Annotated in this window: 20 protein-coding genes and 1 riboswitch; of the genes, 14 read left to right on the forward strand and 6 right to left on the reverse strand. The window is 36.3% G+C overall.

The features are described 5' to 3' along the window. The first annotated feature begins 56 nt into the window (after positions 1 to 56). The 4 genes from gatC (at position 57) to EGX95_RS28205 (ending at position 4,637) form a co-directional block, all read left to right on the forward strand. The gene (gatC, locus tag EGX95_RS28190; RefSeq protein WP_000086999.1) at positions 57 to 347 is read left to right on the forward strand and encodes an Asp-tRNA(Asn)/Glu-tRNA(Gln) amidotransferase subunit GatC; all 291 of its coding nucleotides are present in this window, start codon (positions 57 to 59) and stop codon (positions 345 to 347) included. A gap of 15 nt (positions 348 to 362) precedes the next feature. Continuing rightward, positions 363 to 1,820 carry an Asp-tRNA(Asn)/Glu-tRNA(Gln) amidotransferase subunit GatA gene (gatA, locus tag EGX95_RS28195; protein WP_000051445.1) on the forward strand — a complete coding sequence of 486 codons (1,458 nt, stop codon included), beginning with the start codon at positions 363 to 365 and terminating at the stop codon, positions 1,818 to 1,820. A gap of 14 nt (positions 1,821 to 1,834) precedes the next feature. Beyond that, a complete protein-coding gene (gene gatB / locus EGX95_RS28200; protein WP_001047674.1) occupies positions 1,835 to 3,262 on the forward strand; it encodes an Asp-tRNA(Asn)/Glu-tRNA(Gln) amidotransferase subunit GatB in 1,428 nt (475 codons plus the stop codon). Between the two features lie 469 nt (positions 3,263 to 3,731). After that, positions 3,732 to 4,637 carry a diacylglycerol kinase gene (locus EGX95_RS28205; protein ID WP_000977677.1) on the forward strand — a complete coding sequence of 302 codons (906 nt, stop codon included), beginning with the start codon at positions 3,732 to 3,734 and terminating at the stop codon, positions 4,635 to 4,637. Positions 4,638 to 4,649: 12 nt separating this feature from the next. On the opposite strand, the gene EGX95_RS28210 is transcribed toward EGX95_RS28205, so the two are convergent. After that, the gene (locus EGX95_RS28210; protein ID WP_000229021.1) at positions 4,650 to 5,819 is read right to left on the reverse strand and encodes an SAM-dependent methyltransferase; all 1,170 of its coding nucleotides are present in this window, start codon (positions 5,817 to 5,819) and stop codon (positions 4,650 to 4,652) included. A gap of 248 nt (positions 5,820 to 6,067) precedes the next feature. Here EGX95_RS28210 and EGX95_RS28215 point away from each other — a divergent pair, with 248 nt between their 5' ends. The 5 genes from EGX95_RS28215 (at position 6,068) to EGX95_RS28235 (ending at position 11,620) form a co-directional block, all read left to right on the forward strand. Then, positions 6,068 to 6,814, forward strand: coding sequence for an HAD family hydrolase (locus EGX95_RS28215; RefSeq protein ID WP_000416634.1), 747 nt, complete (start codon positions 6,068 to 6,070; stop codon positions 6,812 to 6,814). 142 nt (positions 6,815 to 6,956) lie between these two features. Beyond that, positions 6,957 to 8,321, forward strand: a complete 1,365-nt coding sequence (gene gabT / locus EGX95_RS28220) for a 4-aminobutyrate--2-oxoglutarate transaminase (protein ID WP_001022108.1) — start codon at positions 6,957 to 6,959, stop codon at positions 8,319 to 8,321. A 116-nt stretch (positions 8,322 to 8,437) separates the two neighbouring features. Further along, the gene (locus EGX95_RS28225; protein WP_000225162.1) at positions 8,438 to 9,805 is read left to right on the forward strand and encodes a sigma-54 interaction domain-containing protein; all 1,368 of its coding nucleotides are present in this window, start codon (positions 8,438 to 8,440) and stop codon (positions 9,803 to 9,805) included. Further along, the gene (gene gabD, locus EGX95_RS28230) at positions 9,798 to 11,249 is read left to right on the forward strand and encodes an NADP-dependent succinate-semialdehyde dehydrogenase (RefSeq protein ID WP_000358101.1); all 1,452 of its coding nucleotides are present in this window, start codon (positions 9,798 to 9,800) and stop codon (positions 11,247 to 11,249) included. Before EGX95_RS28225 ends, gabD begins: the two co-directional genes overlap by 8 nt. 47 nt (positions 11,250 to 11,296) lie before the next feature. Further along, positions 11,297 to 11,620 carry a DMT family transporter gene (locus EGX95_RS28235; protein ID WP_000263254.1) on the forward strand — a complete coding sequence of 108 codons (324 nt, stop codon included), beginning with the start codon at positions 11,297 to 11,299 and terminating at the stop codon, positions 11,618 to 11,620. Between the two features lie 40 nt (positions 11,621 to 11,660). Here the strand turns inward: EGX95_RS28235 and EGX95_RS28240 are convergent, their stop codons facing one another. The 3 genes from EGX95_RS28240 to EGX95_RS28250 form a co-directional block, all read right to left on the reverse strand. Next, on the reverse strand, positions 11,661 to 12,890 hold the full coding sequence (locus EGX95_RS28240; RefSeq protein WP_123805794.1) for an aminopeptidase: 1,230 nt from the start codon (positions 12,888 to 12,890) through the stop codon (positions 11,661 to 11,663). Between the two features lie 116 nt (positions 12,891 to 13,006). Next, positions 13,007 to 14,089: a polysaccharide deacetylase family protein gene (locus tag EGX95_RS28245; protein WP_123805795.1), complete on the reverse strand. Its 1,083-nt coding sequence runs from the start codon at positions 14,087 to 14,089 to the stop codon at positions 13,007 to 13,009. Positions 14,090 to 14,266: 177 nt separating this feature from the next. Next, a complete protein-coding gene (locus EGX95_RS28250; RefSeq protein WP_001200499.1) occupies positions 14,267 to 15,463 on the reverse strand; it encodes a NupC/NupG family nucleoside CNT transporter in 1,197 nt (398 codons plus the stop codon). A gap of 201 nt (positions 15,464 to 15,664) precedes the next feature. Further along, positions 15,665 to 15,766, reverse strand: a riboswitch (purine riboswitch). A 121-nt stretch (positions 15,767 to 15,887) separates the two neighbouring features. Between EGX95_RS28250 and rlmD the strand changes: the two genes are divergently transcribed. The 4 genes from rlmD (at position 15,888) to EGX95_RS28270 (ending at position 23,329) form a co-directional block, all read left to right on the forward strand. Beyond that, complete coding sequence (gene rlmD, locus EGX95_RS28255; RefSeq protein ID WP_000105049.1) at positions 15,888 to 17,264, forward strand: 23S rRNA (uracil(1939)-C(5))-methyltransferase RlmD; 1,377 nt, start codon at positions 15,888 to 15,890, stop codon at positions 17,262 to 17,264. A 96-nt stretch (positions 17,265 to 17,360) separates the two neighbouring features. After that, positions 17,361 to 18,350: a tRNA dihydrouridine synthase gene (locus tag EGX95_RS28260; protein WP_000566678.1), complete on the forward strand. Its 990-nt coding sequence runs from the start codon at positions 17,361 to 17,363 to the stop codon at positions 18,348 to 18,350. 512 nt (positions 18,351 to 18,862) lie between these two features. Beyond that, positions 18,863 to 21,640, forward strand: coding sequence for a bifunctional diguanylate cyclase/phosphodiesterase (locus EGX95_RS28265; RefSeq protein ID WP_000910760.1), 2,778 nt, complete (start codon positions 18,863 to 18,865; stop codon positions 21,638 to 21,640). Positions 21,641 to 21,676: 36 nt separating this feature from the next. Then, positions 21,677 to 23,329 (forward strand): thiamine pyrophosphate-binding protein, encoded by a 1,653-nt coding sequence (locus EGX95_RS28270; RefSeq protein WP_000642323.1) that lies wholly within the window; start codon positions 21,677 to 21,679, stop codon positions 23,327 to 23,329. A gap of 54 nt (positions 23,330 to 23,383) precedes the next feature. On the opposite strand, the gene EGX95_RS28275 is transcribed toward EGX95_RS28270, so the two are convergent. Next, the gene (locus EGX95_RS28275) at positions 23,384 to 24,013 is read right to left on the reverse strand and encodes a hypothetical protein (protein ID WP_000890291.1); all 630 of its coding nucleotides are present in this window, start codon (positions 24,011 to 24,013) and stop codon (positions 23,384 to 23,386) included. A gap of 368 nt (positions 24,014 to 24,381) precedes the next feature. Between EGX95_RS28275 and EGX95_RS28280 the strand changes: the two genes are divergently transcribed. Further along, positions 24,382 to 24,900, forward strand: coding sequence for a YehS family protein (locus tag EGX95_RS28280; protein WP_001251737.1), 519 nt, complete (start codon positions 24,382 to 24,384; stop codon positions 24,898 to 24,900). Positions 24,901 to 25,323: 423 nt separating this feature from the next. Here EGX95_RS28280 and EGX95_RS28285 read toward each other — a convergent pair whose 3' ends face one another. Further along, the gene (locus EGX95_RS28285) at positions 25,324 to 25,506 is read right to left on the reverse strand and encodes a helix-turn-helix domain-containing protein (protein ID WP_014297621.1); all 183 of its coding nucleotides are present in this window, start codon (positions 25,504 to 25,506) and stop codon (positions 25,324 to 25,326) included. Between the last annotated feature and the right edge of the window lie 428 nt (positions 25,507 to 25,934).

Genomic DNA, 25,934 nt, shown 5'->3' on the forward strand with positions numbered 1-25,934 from the left:
TTGGTATCATCAATAGTATTGTAGATTGAACGATATATTATGGAGGTGGCCTAGCCGTGTCAAGAATTTCCGTTGAGAATGTAAAGCACGTAGCACATTTAGCACGTCTTGCAATTACTGATCAAGAAGCAGAAAAATTTCAAAAACAACTAGATGCAATTGTTACATTTGCAGAACAGTTAAATGAATTAGATACAACAGATGTAAAACCAACAACTCATGTATTAACTATGAAAAATGTTATGCGTGAAGATGTACCAGAAAAAGGTTTACCAGTTGAAGAAGTATTAAAAAATGCACCGGATCACAAAGATAATCAAATCCGTGTTCCAGCAGTATTAGAATAGAGGAGGGGAATTTCGATGTCATTATTTGATCATTCAGTATCAGAGTTACATAAGAAATTAAACAACAAAGAAATTTCCGTTACGGATTTAGTAGAAGAATCTTACAAACGTATTGCGGATGTTGAAGATAACGTAAAAGCTTTTCTTACATTAGATGAAGAAAACGCACGCGCGAAAGCGAAAGAATTAGATGCGAAAATTGGTGCTGAAGATAATGGCTTATTATTCGGTATGCCAATCGGTGTTAAAGATAACATTGTAACTAACGGTCTTCGTACGACTTGTGCAAGCAAAATGTTAGCAAACTTCGATCCAATTTATGATGCGACAGTTGTGCAAAAGCTAAAAGCTGCTGACACAATTACAATCGGTAAATTAAATATGGACGAGTTCGCAATGGGCTCTTCAAACGAAAACTCAGGTTTCTACGCTACGAAAAATCCGTGGAACTTAGATTACGTTCCAGGCGGATCTAGTGGTGGTTCTGCAGCAGCTGTAGCAGCAGGAGAAGTATTATTCTCTCTAGGTTCTGATACGGGTGGTTCTATCCGTCAACCAGCTGCATATTGCGGCGTTGTAGGTTTAAAACCAACTTACGGACGTGTATCTCGTTACGGATTAGTAGCATTTGCATCTTCACTTGACCAAATCGGACCGATTACACGTACAGTAGAAGACAATGCATACTTATTACAAGCTATTTCAGGTCTTGACCGTATGGATGCAACTTCTGCTAACGTTGAAGTAGGAAACTACTTAGCTGGTTTAACAGGCGACGTTAAAGGTTTACGCATTGCTGTACCGAAAGAATACTTAGGAGAAGGTGTTGGCGAAGAAGCTCGTGAGTCAGTACTAGCTGCTTTAAAAGTATTAGAAGGTATGGGCGCAACTTGGGAGGAAGTATCTCTTCCGCACTCTAAATACGCTCTAGCAACGTATTACTTATTATCTTCTTCTGAAGCATCAGCTAACCTTTCACGCTTTGATGGCGTACGTTATGGTGTTCGTTCTGATAATGTGAATAACTTAATGGATCTTTACAAAAACACACGTAGCGAAGGCTTCGGTGATGAAGTAAAACGTCGTATTATGCTTGGTACATTTGCTCTTAGCTCTGGTTACTATGATGCATATTACAAAAAAGCACAACAAGTACGTACATTAATTAAAAACGACTTTGAAAATGTATTTGCTAACTACGATGTTATTATTGGACCAACAACGCCAACTCCGGCATTTAAAGTGGGCGAAAAAGTTGATGATCCAATGACAATGTATGCAAATGACATTTTAACAATCCCAGTAAACTTAGCAGGTGTTCCAGCGATTTCTGTTCCATGTGGATTCGGTGCTAACAACATGCCACTTGGTTTACAAATCATTGGTAAACACTTCGATGAAGCGACAATTTACCGCGTTGCACATGCGTTTGAGCAAGCAACAGACCATCATACAAAAAAAGCAAGTCTGTAAGGAGGCGAGCATAGATGAATTTAGAAACAATTATTGGTTTAGAGGTTCACGTTGAGTTAAAAACAAATTCGAAAATTTTCTCTGCGAGTCCAACAGAATTCGGAGCGGAACCAAATACACAAACAAGTGTAATTGACTTAGGATACCCAGGAGTACTTCCTACTTTAAATAAAGAAGCAGTTAACTTTGCAATGAAAGCTGCAATGGCATTAAACTGTGAAATCGCAACAGAAACGAAGTTTGACCGTAAAAACTATTTCTATCCAGATAATCCGAAAGCTTACCAAATCTCTCAGTTTGATAAGCCAATTGGTGAAAATGGTTGGATTGAAATTGAAGTAGACGGTAAAAAGAAACGTATCGGTATTACACGTCTTCATTTAGAAGAAGATGCTGGTAAATCAACGCATACAGCTGACGGCTCATTAGTAGACTACAACCGTCAAGGTATGCCTTTGATTGAGATCGTATCTGAGCCAGATATGCGTACGCCAGAAGAAGCATATGCATACTTAGAGAAGTTAAAATCAATCATTCAATACACTGGCGTATCTGATTGTAAGATGGAAGAAGGTTCCTTGCGTTGTGATGCGAACATTTCCCTTCGTCCAGTTGGACAAGAGAAGTTCGGTACAAAAGCGGAACTGAAAAACTTAAACTCTTTCACTTACGTACAAAAAGGTCTTGAGTTTGAGCAAGCTCGCCAAGAAAAAGAATTATTATCTGGTGGTATCATCCAACAAGAAACACGTCGTTATGATGAAGCAACGAAGAAAACAATCTTAATGCGTGTGAAAGAAGGATCTGATGATTACCGTTACTTCCCAGAGCCGGACTTAGTTGAACTTTACATCGACGATGAGTGGAAAGAGGCAGTTCGTGCTTCTATTCCAGAACTTCCAGATGCACGTAAAGCTCGCTACGTTGCAGAATTAGGCTTACCGGCTTATGATGCACACGTATTAACATTAACGAAAGAAATGTCTGATTTCTTTGAAGCAACTGTTGCAGATGGTGCTGATGCGAAATTAACATCGAACTGGTTAATGGGTGAAGTGCTTGCGTACTTAAACAAACAACAAAAAGAATTAAAAGACGTTGCATTAACGCCTGCTGGTTTATCTAAAATGGTTCAATTAATTGAAAAAGGTACAATTTCTTCTAAAATTGCGAAGAAAGTATTTAACGAATTAATTGAAAAAGGTGGAGACCCAGAAGAAATCGTTAAAGCGAAAGGCCTTGTTCAAATTTCTGACGAGGGTACACTTCGTAAAGTTGTAACAGAAATTCTTGATAATAATGAGCAATCTATCGAAGACTTTAAAAACGGTAAAGACCGTGCAATTGGCTTCTTAGTTGGTCAAATTATGAAAGCTACAAAAGGACAAGCAAATCCACCGCTTGTTAACAAAATCTTACTTGAAGAGATTAATAAGCGATAATAGTAGTAACTTTTAAAGATTAAGCAGAAAAACACCCGTACATGGGTGTTTTTCTAGGTTAATCAAACGTTTGTTTAAATGAGAGAAAATTATTTAAACAAACGTTTGATTAACTGTCAAAAGTGGAAAAATGTTTGTATAGCAACTATGGTATGATAGTTGCAAAAAGGTGGGAATAATGATAAATCTAGAAATAGAGGTTTTTTCATCTCATGAAATAATAGATAATTATTATTCGTTATATGTAAATTGTTGTGAAGAAATAGATGGACATAAATTTTTTGTCAAATAAAACAAAACCATTGAAATGAATATTTACTTTTGATGGGCTACACGAATCGGGTTCTTACTGCCTGTTTGAGCGAGATAAAAGAAGGATAGGAAGATGAGAGGAGGTAGGCATGGGAATACTGAATAGAAGTTCGGTATGTTCTTTGTCGATACATAAAGAAATTTCCTGTGCTAATAAATGATGAAGCGAGCAAGAATTATTTATAATCCTACTTCTGGGCGTGAGCTATTTAAGAAGAGCTTACCGGAAGTATTACAAAAATTAGAACAAGCTGGATATGAAGCATCTTGTCATGCGACAACGGGTCCTGGAGACGCAACTGTGGCGGCGAGGCAAGCTGTAGAGCGTAAATTTGATGTTGTTATTGCGGCTGGTGGTGACGGTACGTTAAATGAAGTCGTAAACGGTCTAGTTGGTCATGAATTCCGTCCGAAATTTGGAATTATTCCAGTTGGAACGACAAATGACTTTGCACGTGCAATCGGTGTACCTCGTTCTATTGAAGAGGCAGCGGATATTATTTGTGAAGGAAAAACTGTGCCATTAGACCTTGGTAGAGCAAACGATACATATTTTATTAACATCGCTGGTGGCGGTCGTATTACAGAATTAACATATGAAGTACCAAGTAAGCTAAAGACTGTATTAGGACAACTTGCTTATTATTTAAAAGGTATCGAAATGCTACCATCACTCCATCCAACATATGTTGAAATTGAGTATGATGGAAAATTACTACAAGAAGAAATTACGATGTTTTTAATTACGAATACTCGTTCAGTGGGCGGCTTTGAAAAGGTAGCACCATATGCATCGATTAACGATGGCTTATTTGATTTATTAGTGCTGAAAAAAGGTTCGATTGCCGACTTAATTAAAGCTGCAACACAAGCGCAGCGTGGTGAACATATTAACAATCCAAAAGTACTATACACACAAGCGAACCGAATTAAAGTGCATTCACCAGATAAACTAATGATTAATTTAGATGGTGAATATGGTGGAGATGCACCGATGGAATTCGAAAATATGTATCATTGTCTGGAATTATTTGTTCCTGAACATCAAGAGGATGCCCTGTAAAGGCATCCTTTTTTATTTATACATATATGAACGTGTCCAAGGAATGGAATCACTAATCCCTTTTGTAAATACAAATTGATGTAAATCAATGTTACCAGTATAAAACGAAGCTGCACAAGCATTTAAATACAAGCGCCACATACGAATAAATCGCTCATCTTTTGTTTTACGTATTTCATCTAGTGTATTTTCAAAGTTTTCTGCCCAGTGTTGAAGTGTTTTACCGTAATGTCTGCGCAAGCTTTCAACATCAACTATAAAGAAATGCTGATTAGTTATGTTAGTAATTAATTCATTAACGGCGGGGACGTATCCACCAGGAAATATATATTTCTCAATCCAACTATTAGTAGCGCCATCTGTAGGAGAAGTAATGCAGTGAAGAACGGAAATACCACCATCATTGAGTAATGCATTGACCGTTTCAAAGTACTCTGTAATGTGATCTTTCCCGACATGTTCAATCATACCTACACTAACAATTTTATCAAACTTTCGCTCGTGAATATCACGATAATCGAGTAAATTTACTTCAACTAAATCTGTGAGATTTTCTTTTTCGATTCTTTCTAGAGTTTTTGCATATTGTTCTTCACTTAATGTGACTCCCGTTGCTTTCACACCATATTGTTTTGCGGCAGCTGTAATGAGTTCACCCCATCCGCAACCAATGTCTAGCAAAGTATCTCCTTTTTGAAGGTTTAACTTTTTTAAAATATGATTTACTTTATTATGTTGAGCAGCTGTTAAAGAATCGGTTTCATTTTGGAAATATGCACAAGAGTATGTCATTGTTTCATCTAGCCATAATTTATAAAAATCGTTCCCAATATCATAATGATGGGCGATATCTTCTTTATTTTTTCGTTTTGAAAAATTCCATCTGCTTGTAAAGTATTGTAATTTGCTATTACCTAAAAAACTGTCTTTGTTTTTATAAATAGACTCAATCGCTTTTTCAAGGTTACCCTCTATTTCAATATCTCCATTCATATAAGCTTCACCAAATGCGATGGAGGGATCTTTTATTATCTCTTTTTTGGCAAGAGGTTTGTGGAATGTAATATGAAATTGAGGATTCCCTTCACCGTACTGTACAGTGTTTCCATCCCAAAGTGTAATTTGAACAGGATCTAAAAACAGATTTTCTAATGTTTTCTTATAAAATATTTCTTCAACCATATATAAACATCTCCTACTTAAAAAAAGAATTAGGAAACTATCATGATAGTTAATGAGGTTAAGTAATTAGCTAATTTTCAATAAGATGAGAGTAATTTTACGCTTCTGTTACGTAATAGTCAAACAATCCGATTTGTATTGTAAATTGGAAGTTAGTTTGATTTTCATGGTATTTTTACAATTCGTTTATTTTATATCCATACTTTATTGATACACTGGAGGAGATAAGAGACGAGAGGTGGGGTGTTATGGAGAAAGTAAAAGCAATACTATTTGATAAAGATGGGACATTAATGGATTTTCATTCAATTTGGATAAAAGTTGCTGAAGAACTTGTGGCTGAATGTATAAAATTATACCAACTGCCACAATCAATGCAGCCGACTTTATTAAAAGAGATCGGTGTGGATGGGGTATTTGTTCACCCACGTAGCGCAATAGCGGCAGGAACGAGCCTTGATGTGGCAAAGGGGCTTTGTAAGTATATTACGTCATCTAAAGAAGAGGAAATGCATGAATGGGTAAGTGAAAAACTGTTTGCCCTTATGTACGAGCATCGTTCTTACATGAAAATGACGGCGGATTTACCGAGAATTTTACAAGGTTTAAAGGATAGAGGATTTATTTTAGGTGTTGTCACGGCGGATGATTTTGCACCGACAGAATTATTTTTAAAACAGTATCAATTAGAGTCTTTTTTTGATTATGTTGTAGCTTCAGATACATTTCCAGCACAAAAACCAGATAAAAGAATTGTAGAATCCTTTTGTGAGAGGTTTCATTTAGAGGCATGTGAAGTAGCGGTCGTTGGGGATACACCGACTGATTTATATTTAGCGAAAAATGGCGGTGATTGCTATGCAATTGGAGTACTATCTGGTACAGGAGATCGTCAAACATTAGAACCACTTGCTGATTTAGTAGTACAGTCTGTTGGGGACCTTATTTCTAATTCAGGTGAGTTTGTTTGGGAAAAAGGAAAGTCTAATGTGTAAGAAAAATAAGTCTATAAAGACTCTTAATGAGTCTTTATAGACTTATTTTTTATGGCGAAATAGATGAATACTAGAAAAGAATATTGGCATACATTTTGCAATGAAAAGAGAAAACAATGTAAAGAAAAGGATGGGGTACGTAATGAATATAAAAAAATTTGCTAAAGTAAATGAACAAATTCCTGGACCGAAAGCAGCGTCTTTACTAGAACGCCGCCAAAATATAGTACCAAAAGGAGTAAGTAACGGCATCCCAACGTTTGTACAATCTGCAAATGGTGCTCTTGTTACTGATGTTGATGGGAATCAGTACATTGATTTCGCTGGAGCGATAGGAACAATTAACGTAGGACATTGTCACCCAGCTGTTAAAGAAGCGCTCCATAAACAAGTAGATCAATACATTCATACTGGCTTTAATGTCATGATGTATGAGCCATATATTGAATTAGCAGAAAAACTTGCGGCATTAGCGCCGGGAAGTTTTGATAAGCAAGTACTATTTTTAAATAGTGGTGCAGAAGCAGTTGAGAATGCGGTGAAAATCGCTCGTAAATATACAAAAAGACCTGGTATTATTGCATTTTCTAAAGGTTTCCATGGACGCACATTAATGACAATGACGATGACAAGTAAAGTAAAACCATATAAGTTTGGATTTGGTCCATTTGCGCCTGAAGTCTATAAAGCACCATTCCCGTACGAATATCGCCGCCCAGAAGGATTAACGGAAGAGCAGTACGATAACTTTATGATTGAAGAGTTTAAGAATTTCTTCGTATCAGAAGTAGCACCAGAAACGATTGCAGCCGTTGTAATGGAACCTGTTCAAGGGGAAGGTGGATTTATCGTCCCAAGTAAGAAGTTTGTGCAAGAAGTACGCAATATTTGTTCAGAACACGGCATCTTATTTGTAGCGGATGAAATTCAAACTGGATTTAGCCGTACAGGAAAATATTTCGCTATTGATCATTATGATGTCGTTCCGGATTTAATTACGGTATCTAAATCATTAGGTGCTGGTGTACCGATTAGTGGTGTTATTGGGCGCAAAGAAATTATGAATGAGTCTGCACCAGGAGAACTTGGTGGAACGTATGCAGGAAGCCCGCTAGGATGTGCGGCAGCATTAGCAGTACTTGATGTAATAGAAAAAGAGAATTTAAATGATAGAGCGATAGAATTAGGAAAAGTCGTAATGAACCGATTCGAAGAGATGAAAAATAAATATAATTGCATCGGTGATGTGCGCGGTTTAGGAGCAATGTGTGCATTTGAGCTCGTTCAAGATCGTAAGACGAAAGCACCTGATAAAACGTTAACAGCTAATTTATGCGCAGAAGCAAATAAACGCGGCTTACTTCTACTATCAGCAGGAACATACGGTAATGTTATTCGTGTGCTAATGCCATTAGTGATTACAGATGAGCAACTGGAAGAAGGATTAACAATCATTGAAGAATCGTTGCAAGTCTGTTATGAGAAAGCAAATATTGCTCGTGTTTAAAAGTTAAATAATAAAACAGCAAACATTCTAGCTGACTCTATATAAAATGCAGAAAATTCACTTTATAATAAAGGTAGTGAAGTGAATCGACGGATTGGAAGTTAGGGGTGGCTAGGATGGTTGCAGAAAAGGAACGAGTGTTAATGGATTTACAAGATGTATTTGAATATGCGTTTGACGAAATTTTTGTGACTGACGAAAAGGGAATCGTTGTACGTGTAAATAGTACATGTGAAAGGCACTATCAATTGGCTGCAAAAGAGTTAGTAGGTAAACATGTAAAAGAATTGCAGAAAGATGGTATCTTTTATCCATCAGCAACGTTAGAAGTAATTGAAAAAAAGAGGCCAATCGAACTCGTTCAGACGACAAAATCAGGAGAGTATTTACACGTTCGTACAAGGCCTGTTTTTGATGAAGAGGGCAATTTAAGAAGAGTAATTAGTTACTCTCGTGATCTTACAGAACTCTATCAATTACGTCAAAAGGTAGAAGAAATGGATAATCAGTTAAAAACATATAAAAAAGAATTAAGAGAAACATATGAACATGAAGGACTTATTTTTAAAAGTATCGCTATGCAAAAAATAGTCGAGACAATCAAGAAAGTATCCGCGGTAGATAGTACGGTTCTCGTTTTAGGTGAGACAGGAGTAGGAAAGAGTCGATTGGTGCGTCATTTACATGAAGTGAGTAACCGGAAGAATGAAAGTTTCTATGAAATTAACTGTGCGGCATTGCCGACAAATTTAATTGAATCAGAGCTTTTTGGATACTCAGGCGGATCCTTTACAGGTGCGAATCGTGAAGGGAAAAAGGGACTATTAGAATCAGCGCATAAAGGAACGCTATTCTTAGATGAAATTGGCGAAATGCCGCTTGAAACTCAAGCAAAGCTTTTGCAAGTGTTGCAAGAAAAAACGTTTCGCCCTATAGGCGGAAGAGAATTAAAAAAGGTGGATGTTAGAATTGTAGCGGCAACAAATAGAGATTTAAGTATGATGGTGAAACAAGGAACATTTCGGAAAGATTTATATTATCGTCTGAATGTCATTCCCATTGTAATCCCGCCACTACGGGAAAGAACAGAAGACATTTTGCCACTTATTTATCATTATTTACAACACTTTAACGAGAAATATGGTAGAAATGTAAAATTAGCGCCTAGCACATTACAAATGTTTGTTGGTTACCCGTGGGAAGGAAATAATAGAGAGATTGAAAATGTGATTGAGCGAATTGTTATAACTGCCGATGATATCGTTACGATAGAAGATTTACCAATAGCGATGCAAGAATCAACGGTTGAACAGTCCGGTCAAAGTCTCTATAAAATGTTAGAAGAAGTAGAACGGAATATTATTTTGAAAGCATATAAAACATATGGATCGAGTTATAAAGTAGCGGAGTTTTTAAAAATAAGTCAATCTGCTGCGACTAGGAAAATAAAGAAACTTATAGAGGAGGAAGAGAATATTGGATAAAAAAGCGACGTTTGTAAATGTAGAGAAAAAGGCGATGTATATAAATGGTGAGTGGATTACATTGCAAGAGCAAATCGAAGTAAATAATCCAGCAACGAAGGAAATATTTGCGACTGTACCAAAGGGCGGGGTAACAGAGGCAAAGCAAGCTGTTGATGCTGCGCATGAAGCTTTTAAATTATGGTCTAAGTTAACAGCGGCAGATCGTGCAGCGAAATTAAAAAAATGGTTCACACTTATTGAGGAAAATAAAGAAGAGATTGCAGCGATCATGACGAAAGAACAAGGAAAGCCCTTTGCAGAAGCGCTTGGTGAAGTGAATTATGCAAATAGTTTTGTTGAATGGTATGCAGAAGAAGGAAAACGCGTATATGGTGAAATGATTCCTGCTTCTCATCCGAATAAACGTATTTTAGTCATGAAGCAACCAGTTGGTGTTATGGCAGCTATTACGCCTTGGAACTTCCCGGCTGCTATGATTACGAGAAAGGTAGCTCCGGCGCTTGCAGCAGGATGTACAGCGGTTGTAAAACCTGCAAGTCAAACGCCGTTAACTGCGTTAAAATTAGCTGAATTAGCTCATGAAGCAGACATTCCAAAAGGCGTAATAAATATTGTAACAGGTAGTGCGAAAGCAATTGCTGATACGTGGATGGAAGATGGGCGTGTTCGAAAAGTGTCCTTTACAGGATCAACGGAAATTGGGAAAGAGTTAATGGCTAGTGCGGCACAAACGATGAAAAAGGTTTCACTTGAGTTAGGTGGTCACGCACCGTTTATTGTTATGAATGATGCAGACTTAGATAAAGCAGTAGAGGCAGTAATCGGTTCGAAATTCCGTAACGCAGGACAAACGTGTATATGTACAAACCGAGTATTTGTTCAGGAAGAAGTGTATGAAGCGTTTGTAGAGAAGTTTCAAAAGGCAGTAGGGCAGTTAAAAGTAGGGGACGGTTTCAGTGACGGAACGACTGTAGGACCACTTATTGACGAGAATGCAGTTTCAAAAGTACAAGAACATATTGAAGATGCTATTCAAAAAGGTGGAACAGTTTTATATGGTGGCCAAAAGGTTACAGAGCTAGATGGACACTTTATTCAACCAACTGTAATTGGATTAGCGAATGATACGATGCTTTGTATGAATGAAGAAACATTTGGACCAGTTGCACCTGTTGCGAAATTTAAAACGGTTGAAGAAGTAATTGAACGTGCAAACAATACGCCATACGGTTTAGCAGCGTACATTTTCACGAAAGACATTAGCCAAGCATTCCAAATTAGTGAAGCACTAGAGTATGGTATTATCGGTTTAAATGATGGCCTCCCATCAGTTGCACAAGCGCCGTTCGGTGGCTTTAAAGAGAGTGGCATTGGTCGTGAAGGAGGTCATTTCGGTATCGAGGAATATTTAGAAATTAAATATATTTCATTAGGACTATAAGTAGTATACTAGAATCTCTATAAGGTAACAGAGAAGGAGATTCTAGTATGGTATATTGGCTATTATTACTTGTAACAATTATTTTTGAAGTAGCTGGAACAATTGCGATGAAGTTATCAAACGGTTTAACAAAGCTCATTCCAAGTGTACTTATTTTTGTATTTTACGGAATTTGTTTCAGCGTGTTCGCCATCGTTGTAAAAAAGATTCATTTAAGTATTGCTTATGCAATTTGGTCTGGTGTTGGGACGTTACTTATTACGATTATTAGTGTGTACTTTTTTAAAGAGCACATTAGCCTATTCCAAGCATTTTGTATTCTTTTCATCGTGTTAGGAGTAATTGGGCTTAAGGTTTCATCTGCATCATAAAAGGCTATCTTCCAGTGTGGAAGATAGCCTTTTGCTTTTATTAAAACGCCCAATTACCTTTACGGAAGATTGGTTCATGTCTGCCATCAGCTGTAATGCCGTCGATATCAAGCTCAGCTGATCCAATCATGAAATCTTCGTGTGTAATACTAGCGTTTGCGCCATTTTCAGCAAGTTCTTCTTTAGACATCGTTTTTCCGCCAACTAAGTTAAATGCATAAGCATTTCCGATTGCAAGGTGGCAAGATGCGTTTTCATCAAATAGCGTGTTGTAGAATAAAATATTTGTGTTTGAAATTGGTGAATCATGAGGTACTAAAGCTACTTCTCCTAAGAAGTGAGAACCTTCATCTGTTTCTACTAAATGTTTTAAAGCTTCTTCTCCAACTTCAGCTTTATAATCTACGATACGTCCGTTTTCAAATGTTAACGTGAAGTTATCGATAATGTTACCTGCAAATGCTAACGGTTTTGTACTAGATACTTGGCCATTTACACCTGTTTTAAGTGGCATTGTAAACACTTCTTCAGTTGGAATGTTCGCCATAAATGGTACGTTCTTTTCATTTAAGCTACCAGCACCAGCCCATACATGTTTTTCTGGAAGTTCGATCGTTAAATCTGTTCCAGGACCTGTATAGTGAAGAGCTTTATAATGCTTTTCGTTTAAGTAATCAACTTTTGTATGTAATGTTTTATCGTGTTCTTTCCATGCTTCCACAGGATTTTCTAAATCAGCACGAGTAGCTTTGAAAATAGCATCCCATAGTTTTGCTTCTTGTTCTTCTGGTGCAACGTCAGGGAATACTTTCGCAGCCCATTCTTTCGTAGGAACAGAAATGACACACCAGCTTACTTTATCAGCTTGTACGTAATCACGGTATACTTTCATTGCTTCACCAGCTACTTTATGAGCTGTTGCGATACGCGTTGGTTCTACACCTTTTAATAAATCAGGGTTTTCTGCATAAATAGACATAAATGCAGCGCCTTCTTTTGCTAATTTTTCACGAGCGTGTGCTTTCCAAGATGGGAACTCAGCGAATGCTTCTTCAGGAGCTAGATCGAACTTTAAGCGTGTTAACGTCTCATCATTCCAATCCACATATACGTGTTTTGCACCAGATTTATATGCTTTTTCTGTAACGAGGCGTACAAATTGTACAGCTTCAAGAGGTGCGCTAATTGATAATGTTTGTCCTGGTTGAATATTAACACCAACATTGACTGCAAGGGCAGCATATTTCTCTAACGTTTGTTCAAATGACATATGTATAATCTCCTTTAATTTGAAAGATTTCTTACTATATATAATACAAGAAAATTCAAAAAATATATATAAATATAGCGTAAAAAGAGAGCTCAAAATATATTGAGCCCTCATCGTTATTTAATCGAAGAAGCAAACTGTTCTACGGTCGTCGTATGGTGTATGCGAACACGCTTCATTTTTAACAATTCATCGGGTTCACCTTTTGTAATGAATTTTCCGGGTTTTGTTGTCGTCGCAAATTGATAATATTTCTTCGTTTCTGCAACGACTTTATCATCTACATGACCGAATGGATAAGCAACTGCGATAACGGGCTTACCTGTTGTTTTTTCTAACTTTTCTTTTGATCCTTTTAATTCCTCTTCATAGTTTGTAATTTTCGGTAAGTCTGCATGCGTCGTTGTATGAGATTGCACTGAGAAAATGCCGGAATCGACCATTTCTTTTATTTCAGAAGTAGACAGTGATCCTTCTACATCAACGTTATCAACAATCATATATTCTGTTGCCGCCGGTTTAAATGTATCGTCTTTTAGCTTTTGTAAAACATGGAATGCATTCATATTATTTTTCATACCGTCATCAAATGTAACAAAGATAGGTTTATTTACTTTATTAATATCACCCCAACGTTCAAAAGTTAGTAATGTATAGCCGTTGTCTTTTAAATATTTCATTTGGGCTTCAAAGTTAGCAGGTGAGACGAATAAATCTTTAATGCCTTGTCCGTGATAATCATCAATTGCATGATACATAAGAACGGGAACCTTTTGTTCGAAAGTAATAGCAGCTTTTGTGAGTGGAATGGTTTTCCCATCTTCTTTTATTCCTATTGCTTCAATTTGAAATTCACCGCGTTTTCCTTCAAATTCTTTTATGTCAAAAGGAAGTGTAAACTGTTTCTCCTTTTCTTTAGAAGAAAAAGATTTAGTGTGTTCCTTTCCATCAGCAGTACGCCAAATTTTATATTGTACTTCAGTTAAAGCATCTTTTATATCTGTCATATGAATGGTAGTATTTGTAGTTTCGTGTGTAATGGGCTGATAAGAAATTTTACCTTGTTCTTGTACAGTATCTGCTTGTTTCTTAGTTTCTTGAACCTTTTTTTCTTTTTTAGGTTCCTGGTTTACATTGCTAGTATTACAACCTGCTAGAATGGCAGATGTGCATAAAGCGATTGCAACATATTTTCTCATAAAATCACCTTCTATTGTGTATTATGTTATATATTTATATTTAAAATCCCCACCGCTGTAAGAGAGGTGGGGACATACCCTTGTTCATCATAGCATTTGAAGAATATGTATGGAATGAGAAAAGTAACAATAGATAAAAAAACACCTTACTTCAACGACGAGTAAGGTGTTTTTTTATTAAATAAACAATCCAGCGATTGTCGCAGATAAAATAGAAGCAAGTGTTGATGCAAATAGCATTTTCCAACCAAATTTAGAAACAACGCTTCCTTGTTTTTCAGAAAGGGCACGGATTGTACCAACGATTGCACCAATTTGGCTAATACTTGCGAAGCTAATTAAGAATACTGTAACGATTCCAACTGTACGTGGAGATAATGTTGATGCAACACCTTTTAAATCAAGTATTGCTACAAACTCGTTTAATACAATCTTCGTACCCATAATACCACCAGCTGGGATAATATCTTGAGTTGGAATACCCATTAAGAACGCGAATGGAGCAAGTATATAACCGAAGATTTGTTGTAACGTAACAGCATATCCCATTGCACCTGAAGCGGCACTAATTACGTAGTTTACAACTTCCATCACACCGATGAAGGCGATCATTAATGCGGCAACGATACCAGCTACTTTTAAACCGTCAAGTGCACCGTTAATCATTGCACCGATAAAGCTGTCTCCGAATAAAGTACGATCAAATTTCTGAACTACTTCGTCTTCTTTTTTCGTATCAACAGGTGTTAATAACGAACAAACGATTAAGCTTGAGAATAAGTTTAACGGAAGAGCTGCTAGTACATATTTCGCATCTAACATCATTACGTATGATGCTGTAACAGAGGCAGAAACTGAACTCATTGCAGAACAACAAATGATAAACATACGGTTTTTATTGAAATGTTGTAAATCATTTTTAATAACGATTAACGCTTCACTTGAACCAAAGAATACAGAGTTTACTGCGTGGAATGATTCAACGCGTGGTAAACCAGTAATTTTTGAAATGGCACCGCCGACAACGCGAACGATGAATGGTAAAACCCCTAAGTAACTAAAGATAGAAAGTAGTGCTGAGAAAAATACGATAATTAATAGTACGTTTAAGAAAAAGACAAAATCTCTTTGAATCCCATTAAAGAGAAAATCGACACCTGTCGTACCAAGTTTAATTAGTTTGTTGAAAACTTTACCAATGAAAATAATGATTTGTTGACCAATCTTTGTGCCAAACATAAACCAACCGATTAAAATTTGAAAACCAATCATAATAGCAATTGCACGGAAGTTGATTTTACTTTTGTTGTTTGACAAAGCAAAACATAAACCTAAAACGACAAGAATACCGATAATGCTCATTACATATTGCATGTAGTTGCCCCTTTCAGAAGTTCGTATAAAGTTTGTACATAAAACGCTCGTTATATTACTAAAAATAAAACAAGGAGGTTTTATGTCATACGTAAGATGTCTGACCTTTTAGAAAAATAAAAATAAAAAAAGACCCATATGGATTCACTTTCATCTATGAGAGAAAGCTAATCAATATGAGTCCTTTTTGCACATGGGCTAATATTCATTAGTTTTCCCCATAGTCCAGCAATTTAAGGTTGCCGGGTAGAAACTCTCGATCCATATTATCGAGTATATATGAGGTAACATCGTCCGTATTAAATTAGTAGTAGCGTAACATTAACGGAGAACTATCGTCAATAGCTTTTTTTCTTCCAATAGAAATAGACCATATAAGTATGATAAAATGTAACGCAGTGTTATGAAAAAGAGAGGTCGGAAAATGAGTACAAAAATGACGCCACCAGTTGAAAAAAACGAGTTTATAGATGTAGTATTTGAAGATTTAACACATGATGGTGCCGGTGTTGCGAAAGTAAAAGGCTATCCTATTTTCGTTAAAAACGGATTACCAGGTGAAGAAGCACAAATTAAAATTATTAAAGTAAAGAAAAACTTCGCATTCGGTCGTTTAATGAAGCTTCATACAAAGAGCCCATATCGTAAAGATGCAGAATGCCCAGTGTACAATCAGTGCGGCGGTTGTCAGCTTCAGCATTTAACATATGAAGGGCAATTACAAGCGAAAGAAAAACAAGTACGCGACGTTATGCAGCGCATCGGCGGATTAAGTGATGTTCCTGTTCATCCTGTACTTGGCATGAAGAATCCGTGGGTATACCGTAACAAAGCACAAGTACCAATTGGAGAACGTGAAGGTGGACTTGTAGCTGGATTCTATCGTCAAGGAACGCATGACATCATTAATATGGAATCGTGTTTAATTCAAGCAGAAGAAAACGATACATTAATTCAAGAAGTAAAACGTATTTGTGAAAAACACGGGATTTCAGCGTACAATGAAGAGCGTAACAAAGGAACACTTCGCCACGTAATGGCTCGTTACGGACAAGTAACAGGGGAAATTATGCTTGTCTTCATTACTCGTACAGCAGAATTACCAAACAAGAAAGCAATCATTGAAGAAATTGCTGCGAAATTCCCTGAAGTAAAATCGATTGTTCAAAACGTAAACACGAAACGTACAAACGTAATCTTCGGAGACAAAACGACAGTACTGTACGGATCAGAATATATTTATGACTTTATTGGCGATATTAAATTTGCGATTTCAGCACGTTCATTCTATCAAGTAAACCCAGAACAAACGAAAGTGCTGTACGATAAAACGTTAGAATACGCAAAATTAGATGGTAACGAAACAGTAATTGATGCCTATTGCGGAATTGGATCAATCTCTTTATTCCTAGCGCAAAAAGCGAAAAAAGTGTATGGCGTTGAAATCGTCCCAGAAGCGATTGAAGACGCAAAGCGTAACGCAGCACTAAACAACATGACAAACGCTGAATTTGGTGTAGGAGAAGCAGAAGTAGTTATTCCAAAATGGTATAAAGAAGGCGTAATCGCTGACACAATGGTCGTAGATCCACCGCGTAAAGGTTGTGATGAGGCACTATTAAACACAATCATCGACATGAAACCAAAACGCGTTGTATACGTATCATGTAACCCAGCAACATTAGCACGTGACTTAAAAGTACTAGAAGAAGGCGGATATAAAACGCAGGAAGTACAACCTGTTGATATGTTCCCGCATACGACTCATGTAGAGTGTGTAGCTTGGCTTAAGTTGGTATAATAGGAAAGCAGTTGATATAGGAAAATCTATACCATCTGCTTTTTGGTTTATTGAGAGTTTGAAATTGTATTCATAGTGAGAGGATTTGAATTTGAAATGATAGATAATTTTTGGCGTGATTTACCACGACCATTTTTCGTACTTGCACCAATGGAAGATGTGACAGACGTTGTTTTCCGTCACGTAGTAAGTGAAGCTGGTCGTCCAGATGTATTCTTCACAGAGTTCACAAACTCAGATAGCTATTGTCATCCAGAAGGTATGAAAAGCGTACGTGGTCGTTTAATTTTTACAGAAGATGAACAGCCAATGGTGGCACATATTTGGGGAGATAATCCTGAATATTTCCGTGAAATGAGTATTGGTATGGCAGAGTTAGGATTTAAAGGCATCGATATTAATATGGGTTGCCCTGTGCCAAACGTAGCATCAAGAGGAAAAGGTAGTGGCCTTATCTTGCGTCCAGACGTTGCGGCAGAACTTATTCAAGCTGCAAAAGCAGGCGGACTACCTGTCAGCGTAAAAACAAGACTTGGCTTTAAAGAGTTAAGCGAGTGGGAAGATTGGTTAACGCACATTTTCAAACAAGATATTGCAAACCTTTCTATTCACTTACGTACAAGAGAAGAGATGAGCCAAGTAGATGCACACTGGGAGCTAATTCCGGAGATTAAAAAATTACGTGATCGTATTGCACCAAATACGCTCCTAACGATAAACGGAGACATTCCTGACCGTAAAACTGGGCTGGAACTTGCTGAAAAATACGGCATTGATGGCGTAATGATTGGACGAGGAATCTTTAAAAATCCATTTGCTTTCGAAAAAGAACCAAGAGAGCATAGCAGTAAAGAACATCTAGATCTTTTAAGACTACAACTTGATCTTCAAGATCAATATGCAGAAGTATTACCAAGATCCATAACAGGATTACATCGCTTCTTCAAAATTTATGTAAAAGGCTTCCCTGGGGCTGCTGAACTACGAAATCAATTGATGAGCACGAAGTCAACGGATGAAGTACGCGCATTGCTTAATAAGTTTGAGGCGAGTGTTAATGTGGTAGAAGGTAGTGAAACGGTATAACTCCCTGAAGTCGAGGGGGTGGATTATATTTATTTAGTTTTAAGTTCTTTTGTAGATTGCAACGGAAAAAACAGTTTTATAAATGTATTGAACTAACCAACATCTTTGTGTTCCCGCGTATACTCTGTATATATGGAGTTTGTGGCTGGCGTGTAGAGATAGTTTGAATATGCAGATGGAAATCTAGCCCCTGATGGGGGGAGATTTCCATCTGTTTTTTATTTTACATAAGCTGAGTTGTATTATAAGTAAATGAATTTTTTGAGAGTGGAAAATTTTGTGTAGCTTTTAGTAATAACAACGTATTTATCTTGCAATTTAGTAATAAAAATATTAGAGGATTATGCAAATAATTCCTATATTAAATGTATAAAAAACATTATAATAGTGAGAAATATGAAATATTTTGTCGAATTAGTAATAAATGCATAGTAAAATGATAGTATTGATAGGTTTTGGATAAAAGTTTTTGGATATAAATGGATATTTTCAATGAAATGGAGTTCGTTTTTATGTTGAAGGAACAAACGAGGTATTCTCGACTTGCGAATATAACTAAAATGATTAATACAAAGCTGGATTTACGTGAAGTTTTAGAGCAAGTCACAATAGCAATTTCTGAAGAAATCGTTCAATGCGATTCTGTTGGTATTTATTTGCCGCAGGAAGATGGGACTTTTAGAGGGTATGTAGGAAAACCGGAAGTTATTAACGGATGGACGTTGGATATGCATGTCATTGATACAGACATTGACCTGCTGGCGAAAGAAGTAATTGAAACAAAAAAAGCCATCTATATACCTGATACATCAAAGGATAGTCGGCCAGATCCGAGAGCAGTGGAAGGGTTTCGAATTAAATCTTTATTCGTTCTTCCTATCTCTTTTGAAGAAGAATTATTTGGTCTAGTTTTTTTATTTGATTACGGAATTCCTATGAACTTAACAGAGTCAGAAATTCAAACGGTTGAGGCATATGTGAATATGGCGGCTGTTGCGATTCAAAATGCGAACAATTTAACTCATAAGGTAAACCTTATTGCTGAAAAACAGCTCTTGCTGGATGTGACACGGGACTTATCTATGTGTTCCTCCATGCAGGAAAGTCTTGATACTTGTTTTTCCTATTTAGGAAAAGTTTTAGACAATTATAATATCGGGGTTCATTTACTAGAGCCTTTAGCTAAGAAAAAAATTAGACCGGTGAAGTTAAGTAAGGGTTCAGAATGGACAGAAGAAGATTGGATCAAGACACATGATAAGATAAAATTTGATAAAAGTAATGATAGAGTCACGCAAGAGGTCATTGAAACAAAAAAGCCAATCTGGATTCCAGATGTTTATGCAGATCCGCGCCCAAACCATGATGTTTGCCGTAATTTTGGTATGAAGGGACTCTTTATGTTGCCGTTGGTTTCAATGGGAGAGGTATTAGGACAAATATCTGTGGTCAATCTAGGAGATAGTAATTTTAGTTATTCTGAAGGACAAATACAGCTGTCGCAATCTATTGTCGATGCAACTGCTTCCACGCTATCAAACCTTTTATATATGGAAAAACAGGAAGTTATTATCGAAGAGAGGACCTCAGAAATTACGTTTAAAAATAAGGAACTGGAACGAGTAATAACGGAATTGCAGCAGCTTAGTCGTGAGAAAGAATTGATTCTAAATTCTGCCGGAGAAGGAATTTTCGGTTTAGACCTTGATGGAAATATTACCTTTTGTAACCCAGCTGGTGCCTCCATGTTAGGCTATGATATAAAAAATGAATTAATAGGAAAACCATCCAGTATGGTTTTCAACGGAATTGAAAAAGGAAAGAAAAAGCAGGTGGCATCAGGTTGCGATGAGGATTGGAATCTGTACGATAAAACCGAGCAATTTTTTAGAAAAGATCAATCCAGTTTTCCAGTGGAGTATGTAATTTCCTCTATAAAAGAAGGGACCGAGATTGTCGGAGAAGTTATTACTTTTAAAGATGTAACCCAAAGGAAACAAATGGAGGAAGAAATAAAATATCATGCTTATTTTGATAGTTTAACAGATTTACCTAATAGAGTTCTACTAAAGGACAGGCTAACTCAAGGGCTGACATATGCTCAATTACATGCTGAAAAATTAGCAGTTCTGTATTTAGATTTAGACAGGTTTAAGTTTGTGAATGATACGCTCGGGCATAGCTTCGGTGATTTGCTTTTGCGAGAAGTTGCAAATCGATTAAGTGCTTGTGTTCCTAAAAGTGCTACGGTCTCAAGACAGGGCGGGGATGAATTTACTATCTATTTACCGAATATCAAAAGTGAAAAAGAAGTGTTAAAGGTAGTAAATCGTGTCATTGATTCTTTTTCAAGGCCATTTCATTTAGTAGACAATGAAATCTATATGAAAACGAGTATTGGTATTAGTATATTTCCTGATAATGGTGATACGACTGAAATCTTAGTTAAAAATGCAGACACAGCTATGTACAAATCGAAAGAAATATCAGGAAGTAGCTATCATTTCTTCAGTGAAGGAATGGATACGAGAACTTTTGAAAGTATCAAGCTAGAAAATGATTTGTATAAGGCGTTGGAACAAGAAGAACTTGTGATTTATTATCAACCGCAAATAAATGGTAAAACGAATAAGATTGAGGGTGTAGAGGCTTTAATTAGATGGAACCATCAAGAACATGGGATGATACCGCCTGATAAATTTATCCCAATAGCTGAAGAAACTGGATTAATAGTCCCGATAGGTGAATGGGTTCTAAAAGAGGCCTGTAGGCAATTAAAGAAATGGCATGATCAAGGTTCCCCGTTAATTAGTATGTCTGTGAATTTATCTGCACGTCAATTGGAACAAAGTGATTTATTTGCTATGGTCAAAAATGTTTTAGAGGAAGTAGAGCTATCTCCGAAGTATATACAACTAGAACTCACTGAAAATTTAATTGTTAGAAATACGGAATCAACTTTAAAAACAATGAAGAAATTAAAAGGTTTAGGAATCAACCTCGCTATTGATGATTTCGGGACTGGTTATTCATCTTTAGGTTATTTAAAAAAATTGCCTATTTCAACGTTAAAAATTGATAAATCCTTTGTACAGGATATGACAAAAGATGATGCAGCTATTACGAATACTATTATTACGCTGGCTAAGAATTTGAACCTTGATGTTATTGCTGAAGGTGTTGAGACAAAGGAACAGGTCGAATTTTTATCTGCACGAAATTGTTATTTGATGCAAGGGTATTTTTTCAGCCGTCCTATGGCAGCTGAAGACATCGAAAAACTTTTTTAAATAGAGAAATAAATTAAAAATGAATGGAGCATACACATGAAAGCAGCCCGAAATGTATTAGAATATTTAATAGCTAATGAAGTTAAACATATATTTGGTATCCCAGCTGGTTCTGTAAATGCGTTTTTTGACGAACTTTATGATATGCCTGAATTAACACCAGTCGTAGCGAAGCATGAAGGGGCGGCATCCTACATGGCTGCCGCTTATGCTAAATACACAAATCAGCTAAGTGTGTGTATTGGTTGTAGCGGACCAGGTGCCACAAATCTTGTAACAGGTGCTGCTAATGCTATGCGAGAGCATTTACCTGTTTTATTCATTACAGGTGCCGTACCTCTTAGTACGGTAGGTTTGAATGCATCACAAGAATTAGATGTAGAACCAGTCTTCAGGCCTGTTACAAAATATAGCGTTACGGTTAATGATGTAAAGGATGTACTTAAAGAAGTCGCACTAGCAATTGAAATTGCTATATCGGGAGTACCAGGACCTGTACATATTGCGATACCGATTGATATTCAACATGAAAATATAGAAAATGTTGAAATGCCACCACTTCCCAAAAGACTTCCTATTGTTCCTGATCTAGACAAAATAAAAGAAACAGCTAGAGAATTGGTAAAAAGGGAGAAGGGTTATATTTTTACAGGACAGGGAATAAGAAACTCTGTTCAGTTATTAATAGAGGTGGCAGAATTGCTGAATTGGCCAATTATAACAACTCCACAAGCTAAGGGATATATCCCTGAGGAACATCCGCTTTTAGTCGGAGTGTTTGGATTTGCAGGTCATGAGGCTGCCTCTGCATTGATTAATGAAGGGGATGGGAAAGCATTATTAATTGTGGGCTCCAGTTTAGGGGAAACTGCGACAAATAATTATAATGGAAACTTAATAAAAGATCGTTTCTCTGTTCAAATGGATTTTGACCAATCTGTCTTCAATCGGAAGTACAAAGTGGATATTCCAGTACTAGGCGATATCAATTTAAGTTTATTAATGTTAATAGAAGAATTAAAGGCTTTAGGGTTGCAAATGGATCGCGCTGAATTTACCGTTGAAAAGAAGAAAGAGGAAGAGGAAGAGGAAGAGAATATAGAGGAATATAATACGAAAAATGTTCTCCTAAACCTTCAAAAATGTTTACCGTCAACTACTAGATATACCATTGATATTGGTGAATTTATGTCGTATGTTATTCATCACATGAAGGTCATAGATTTTGACTCCTATAATATTAATGTACATTTTGGTGCAATGGGAAGCGGAATTGGTTCTGCGATTGGTTCAAAACTGGCTGAACCGGAGCGTCCGGTTGTATGTATTACTGGTGATGGCTGCTTTTTCATGCACGGGTTGGAAATATTGACGGCGAAGGAATATAATTTACCTATTTTATTTGTTGTGATGAATAATGCTCGTTTAGGAATGGTATATCACGGTCATTCATTACAATTCCGTAGAACTCATCCATCCTTTGAACAGGAATCAATCAATATTAGTGCAATGGCCGCAGCTATGAATATACCAAGCTATAGAGTCAATGAATTACAAGATATCAATCAAGATGTTATAAACAACTTAATGAATGTAAATGGGCCAGCAATTCTAGAGGTTGCCTTAGTCGATAATAATACTCCTCCTATGGGAGATAGAGTTAAATTTTTATCGTCTTTTGGAAAATAAGGTTGTTTTATTCACTAATAAAAAAATCATATAGGGATTTCCTATATGATTTTTTTATAAAGATTGATATGAATTGTGAATTACCTTAAGAATTGCTCCGATGACTTGCCCTTTAAATTCGTCTGGAATTGCTTCTCCAGATGGATTTGAGTAATAGTAACATCCCGCACTTTCATCGCAAGAGAATCCAAAGTTTGTTAATGATTGCTTTAGGTCCTTCGGCAATTCTTCTAATCCAGTTTGTTCAGTGAAATAGTCAGTAGGAAAAACCTTTACATCGACATCACCTAATCCAGTATGAACAACAAATAAGTCTTGTTCATCCCTAATAACCCATTGATCTTTAGAAAATAAAGAAATTCTTGCCCCTTCTAAAGAGGAGATTGCATCTAAGTTAATACCAAAAATTTGATTGATAAGTTGGCGGATTTCTTTTCCTGTGGCCTTTCTTCCGTGATGGGTGAGGGTAGAATCTATGGCCATTATAGCAATGTTCTCAGTCGAAGAACCAGCTCCTGCCATTATCCATTCTTTTGATAGGACAGGTTTAGTTGTTAAATCAAATTTGAAAATGGACATGACAATGTTACAAATCTCGGTACTAGTTATTTTTCCTTGGTGAGAATCAAGATGTTTGTCCATTAATTCTACTTTTTTCACTCGGTCTGCACCTTTTTCTAACATTTACCAAAAACTCCAATCATAAAAGTAAAGTATGTTTTTTATCAATAACATAGAAAGAGCTGAAAAAATTCTTGCCCTTCCGTTAAAAATATAGACTGGATATTCTCCACTTAACTGAAAGCCCTTAAAACGCTGTTATTCTATTATACTAATTAATACCTGTATGTTGTTATAAAAAAATAAGATATATTTTATAGAAAAAAGGGAATTAAAAAGCATTCGAATCTCTGTCTAGATTTAATCCTAACAAGCATGAATCCACCTAAGACTACAAAACCTCCCTTTAAAATGTTAAAGTAGTAACTTGACGACATTCATTTACACATGCTAAAGGCATTATTATATTTAACATTTCAGGAGGAAAAACAATGGCAATGAGCAACAACGATATATTAAAAAGAGTAAGATATGCTTTAGATATAAGAGATATAGATATGGTAGAAATCTTTAAACTTGGCGGTATGGAAGTAACGAAAGAAGACGTAGTTGATATGCTTACAAAAATAAAGAGAGCGCCTCAGCACGAACCTGAAAACCCTGATGTGGAAGAAGATGAGTACGTAAAAACATGCGATATGATGATGTTAGAAGCATTTTTCAATGGATTTATTACTTTAAAAAGAGGGAAGCAAGATCCGAAACCAGGGCAACCGGCACCTGTACAAAGCAAAGAGAGTGCTAACAACCTTCTTCTAAAGAAAATGAAAATCGCACTATCTTTAACGAGTGAAGATGTACTTGATATACTAGATAGCGTAGGCGTTACAGTGACTAAGGGAGAACTAGGCGCTCTATTAAGAAAAAAAGGCCATAAAAATTACAAAGAGTGCGGCGATAGATACGCAAGGAATTTCATTAAGGGATTAGCTGTAAAGTATAGAGGATAATGAGTTCGTCAAAGCGGTAAATGATATAATAGGTAGAGTAGGACATTCGTATCCTACTCTTTTTTATATGTAAAATAATACGTTAGGTGATGAAATGGTACATACATATTTAGGTGAGACGATTCATTTTCATAGAGGACAGACAATTTTAAAGTTTCTCATGATTCTTTGTATCTTTTTACGACTAAAAATTAGGTCCAATCGTTCTCTTGCTTCTCGGCCAGTGGATGATTGTAGGTAGTTATAATATCCAGAATGGGAAACCTCTAAAAGATCACAAAAATACTTAGTCATTTACTTAAATTGATTGTGTTCAATAGTCATATAAATCAACTGATATACTTTATTCGGTTTTAGATTTTCGCTTGCGTTTAGCAGCCTCTTTTCTGTCTCTTCTAGTTTTTTAATAGTCCCACCTGCCCTTCAAGTAACTTGATTTTTGCCCTCTTGCCTTTTTATTACTTCGAATGGTGTAAGCTTTCGTTTTAATGGTCTACCAGACTGAGTTCTACACGAATCAGTTAATCCGATTAAACCATTCTTTTCATAAGTTTTTTTCCATCTGTAGGCGGATTGTTCAATTCGCTTCATTCCTATCACGTTCATACCGAAGCCATTCTCTATAAAAATTTGTCGAGGAAGTTTACCAGCTAAATACTCATCAATAAATCTATTTTTAAAGGATTCAGTATAGGTAATAGCTCGCTCGTTGTATATTTGAATTGTTTTGAAGTCTTTTTATCTCTTTAGTTGACAATATTATTTTACTCATGATGTCTCCTAATCTCCATACCTTGAAATTCAAGTGTTCTAACTATCGGTACCAGTTTAAATTGGAAGAACTCTTTTTTTTTATTAAAGAAATGGTTGTTAATCTTATGAGGAAGAGAATGTATTAGAAGATCGTATCGTTTTTTGTAGCATAAGAGTCTCTGTATAAGTAAGTTTTTGTATAGAAATTTTCTGGCGAACTTAATTTTAGGATGAGAAGTTAAGTTCTCATAGAAATGAACCTTGTAGATAGGACTTGAAAT

It is taken from the genome of Bacillus sp. FDAARGOS_527 (assembly GCF_003812125.1).
In the GTDB taxonomy this organism is placed as follows: Bacteria; Bacillota; Bacilli; order Bacillales; family Bacillaceae_G; genus Bacillus_A; species Bacillus_A paranthracis.

Coding starts and splice junctions, on each gene's coding strand:
- EGX95_RS28265 (WP_000910760.1), top strand. CDS start 18,863: ATGTTGAAGGAACAAACGAGGTATTCTCGACTTGCGAATATAACTAAA.
- gabT (WP_001022108.1), top strand. CDS start 6,957: ATGAATATAAAAAAATTTGCTAAAGTAAATGAACAAATTCCTGGACCG.
- EGX95_RS28235 (WP_000263254.1), top strand. CDS start 11,297: ATGGTATATTGGCTATTATTACTTGTAACAATTATTTTTGAAGTAGCT.
- EGX95_RS28225 (WP_000225162.1), top strand. CDS start 8,438: ATGGTTGCAGAAAAGGAACGAGTGTTAATGGATTTACAAGATGTATTT.
- gatB (WP_001047674.1), top strand. CDS start 1,835: ATGAATTTAGAAACAATTATTGGTTTAGAGGTTCACGTTGAGTTAAAA.
- EGX95_RS28205 (WP_000977677.1), top strand. CDS start 3,732: ATGATGAAGCGAGCAAGAATTATTTATAATCCTACTTCTGGGCGTGAG.
- EGX95_RS28285 (WP_014297621.1), bottom strand. CDS start 25,506: ATGAACGTGATAGGAATGAAGCGAATTGAACAATCCGCCTACAGATGG.
- EGX95_RS28240 (WP_123805794.1), bottom strand. CDS start 12,890: ATGTCATTTGAACAAACGTTAGAGAAATATGCTGCCCTTGCAGTCAAT.
- rlmD (WP_000105049.1), top strand. CDS start 15,888: ATGAGTACAAAAATGACGCCACCAGTTGAAAAAAACGAGTTTATAGAT.
- EGX95_RS28260 (WP_000566678.1), top strand. CDS start 17,361: ATGATAGATAATTTTTGGCGTGATTTACCACGACCATTTTTCGTACTT.
- EGX95_RS28215 (WP_000416634.1), top strand. CDS start 6,068: ATGGAGAAAGTAAAAGCAATACTATTTGATAAAGATGGGACATTAATG.
- EGX95_RS28275 (WP_000890291.1), bottom strand. CDS start 24,013: ATGTTAGAAAAAGGTGCAGACCGAGTGAAAAAAGTAGAATTAATGGAC.
- EGX95_RS28210 (WP_000229021.1), bottom strand. CDS start 5,819: ATGGTTGAAGAAATATTTTATAAGAAAACATTAGAAAATCTGTTTTTA.
- gatA (WP_000051445.1), top strand. CDS start 363: ATGTCATTATTTGATCATTCAGTATCAGAGTTACATAAGAAATTAAAC.
- EGX95_RS28280 (WP_001251737.1), top strand. CDS start 24,382: ATGGCAATGAGCAACAACGATATATTAAAAAGAGTAAGATATGCTTTA.
- EGX95_RS28245 (WP_123805795.1), bottom strand. CDS start 14,089: ATGAGAAAATATGTTGCAATCGCTTTATGCACATCTGCCATTCTAGCA.
- EGX95_RS28250 (WP_001200499.1), bottom strand. CDS start 15,463: ATGCAATATGTAATGAGCATTATCGGTATTCTTGTCGTTTTAGGTTTA.
- EGX95_RS28270 (WP_000642323.1), top strand. CDS start 21,677: ATGAAAGCAGCCCGAAATGTATTAGAATATTTAATAGCTAATGAAGTT.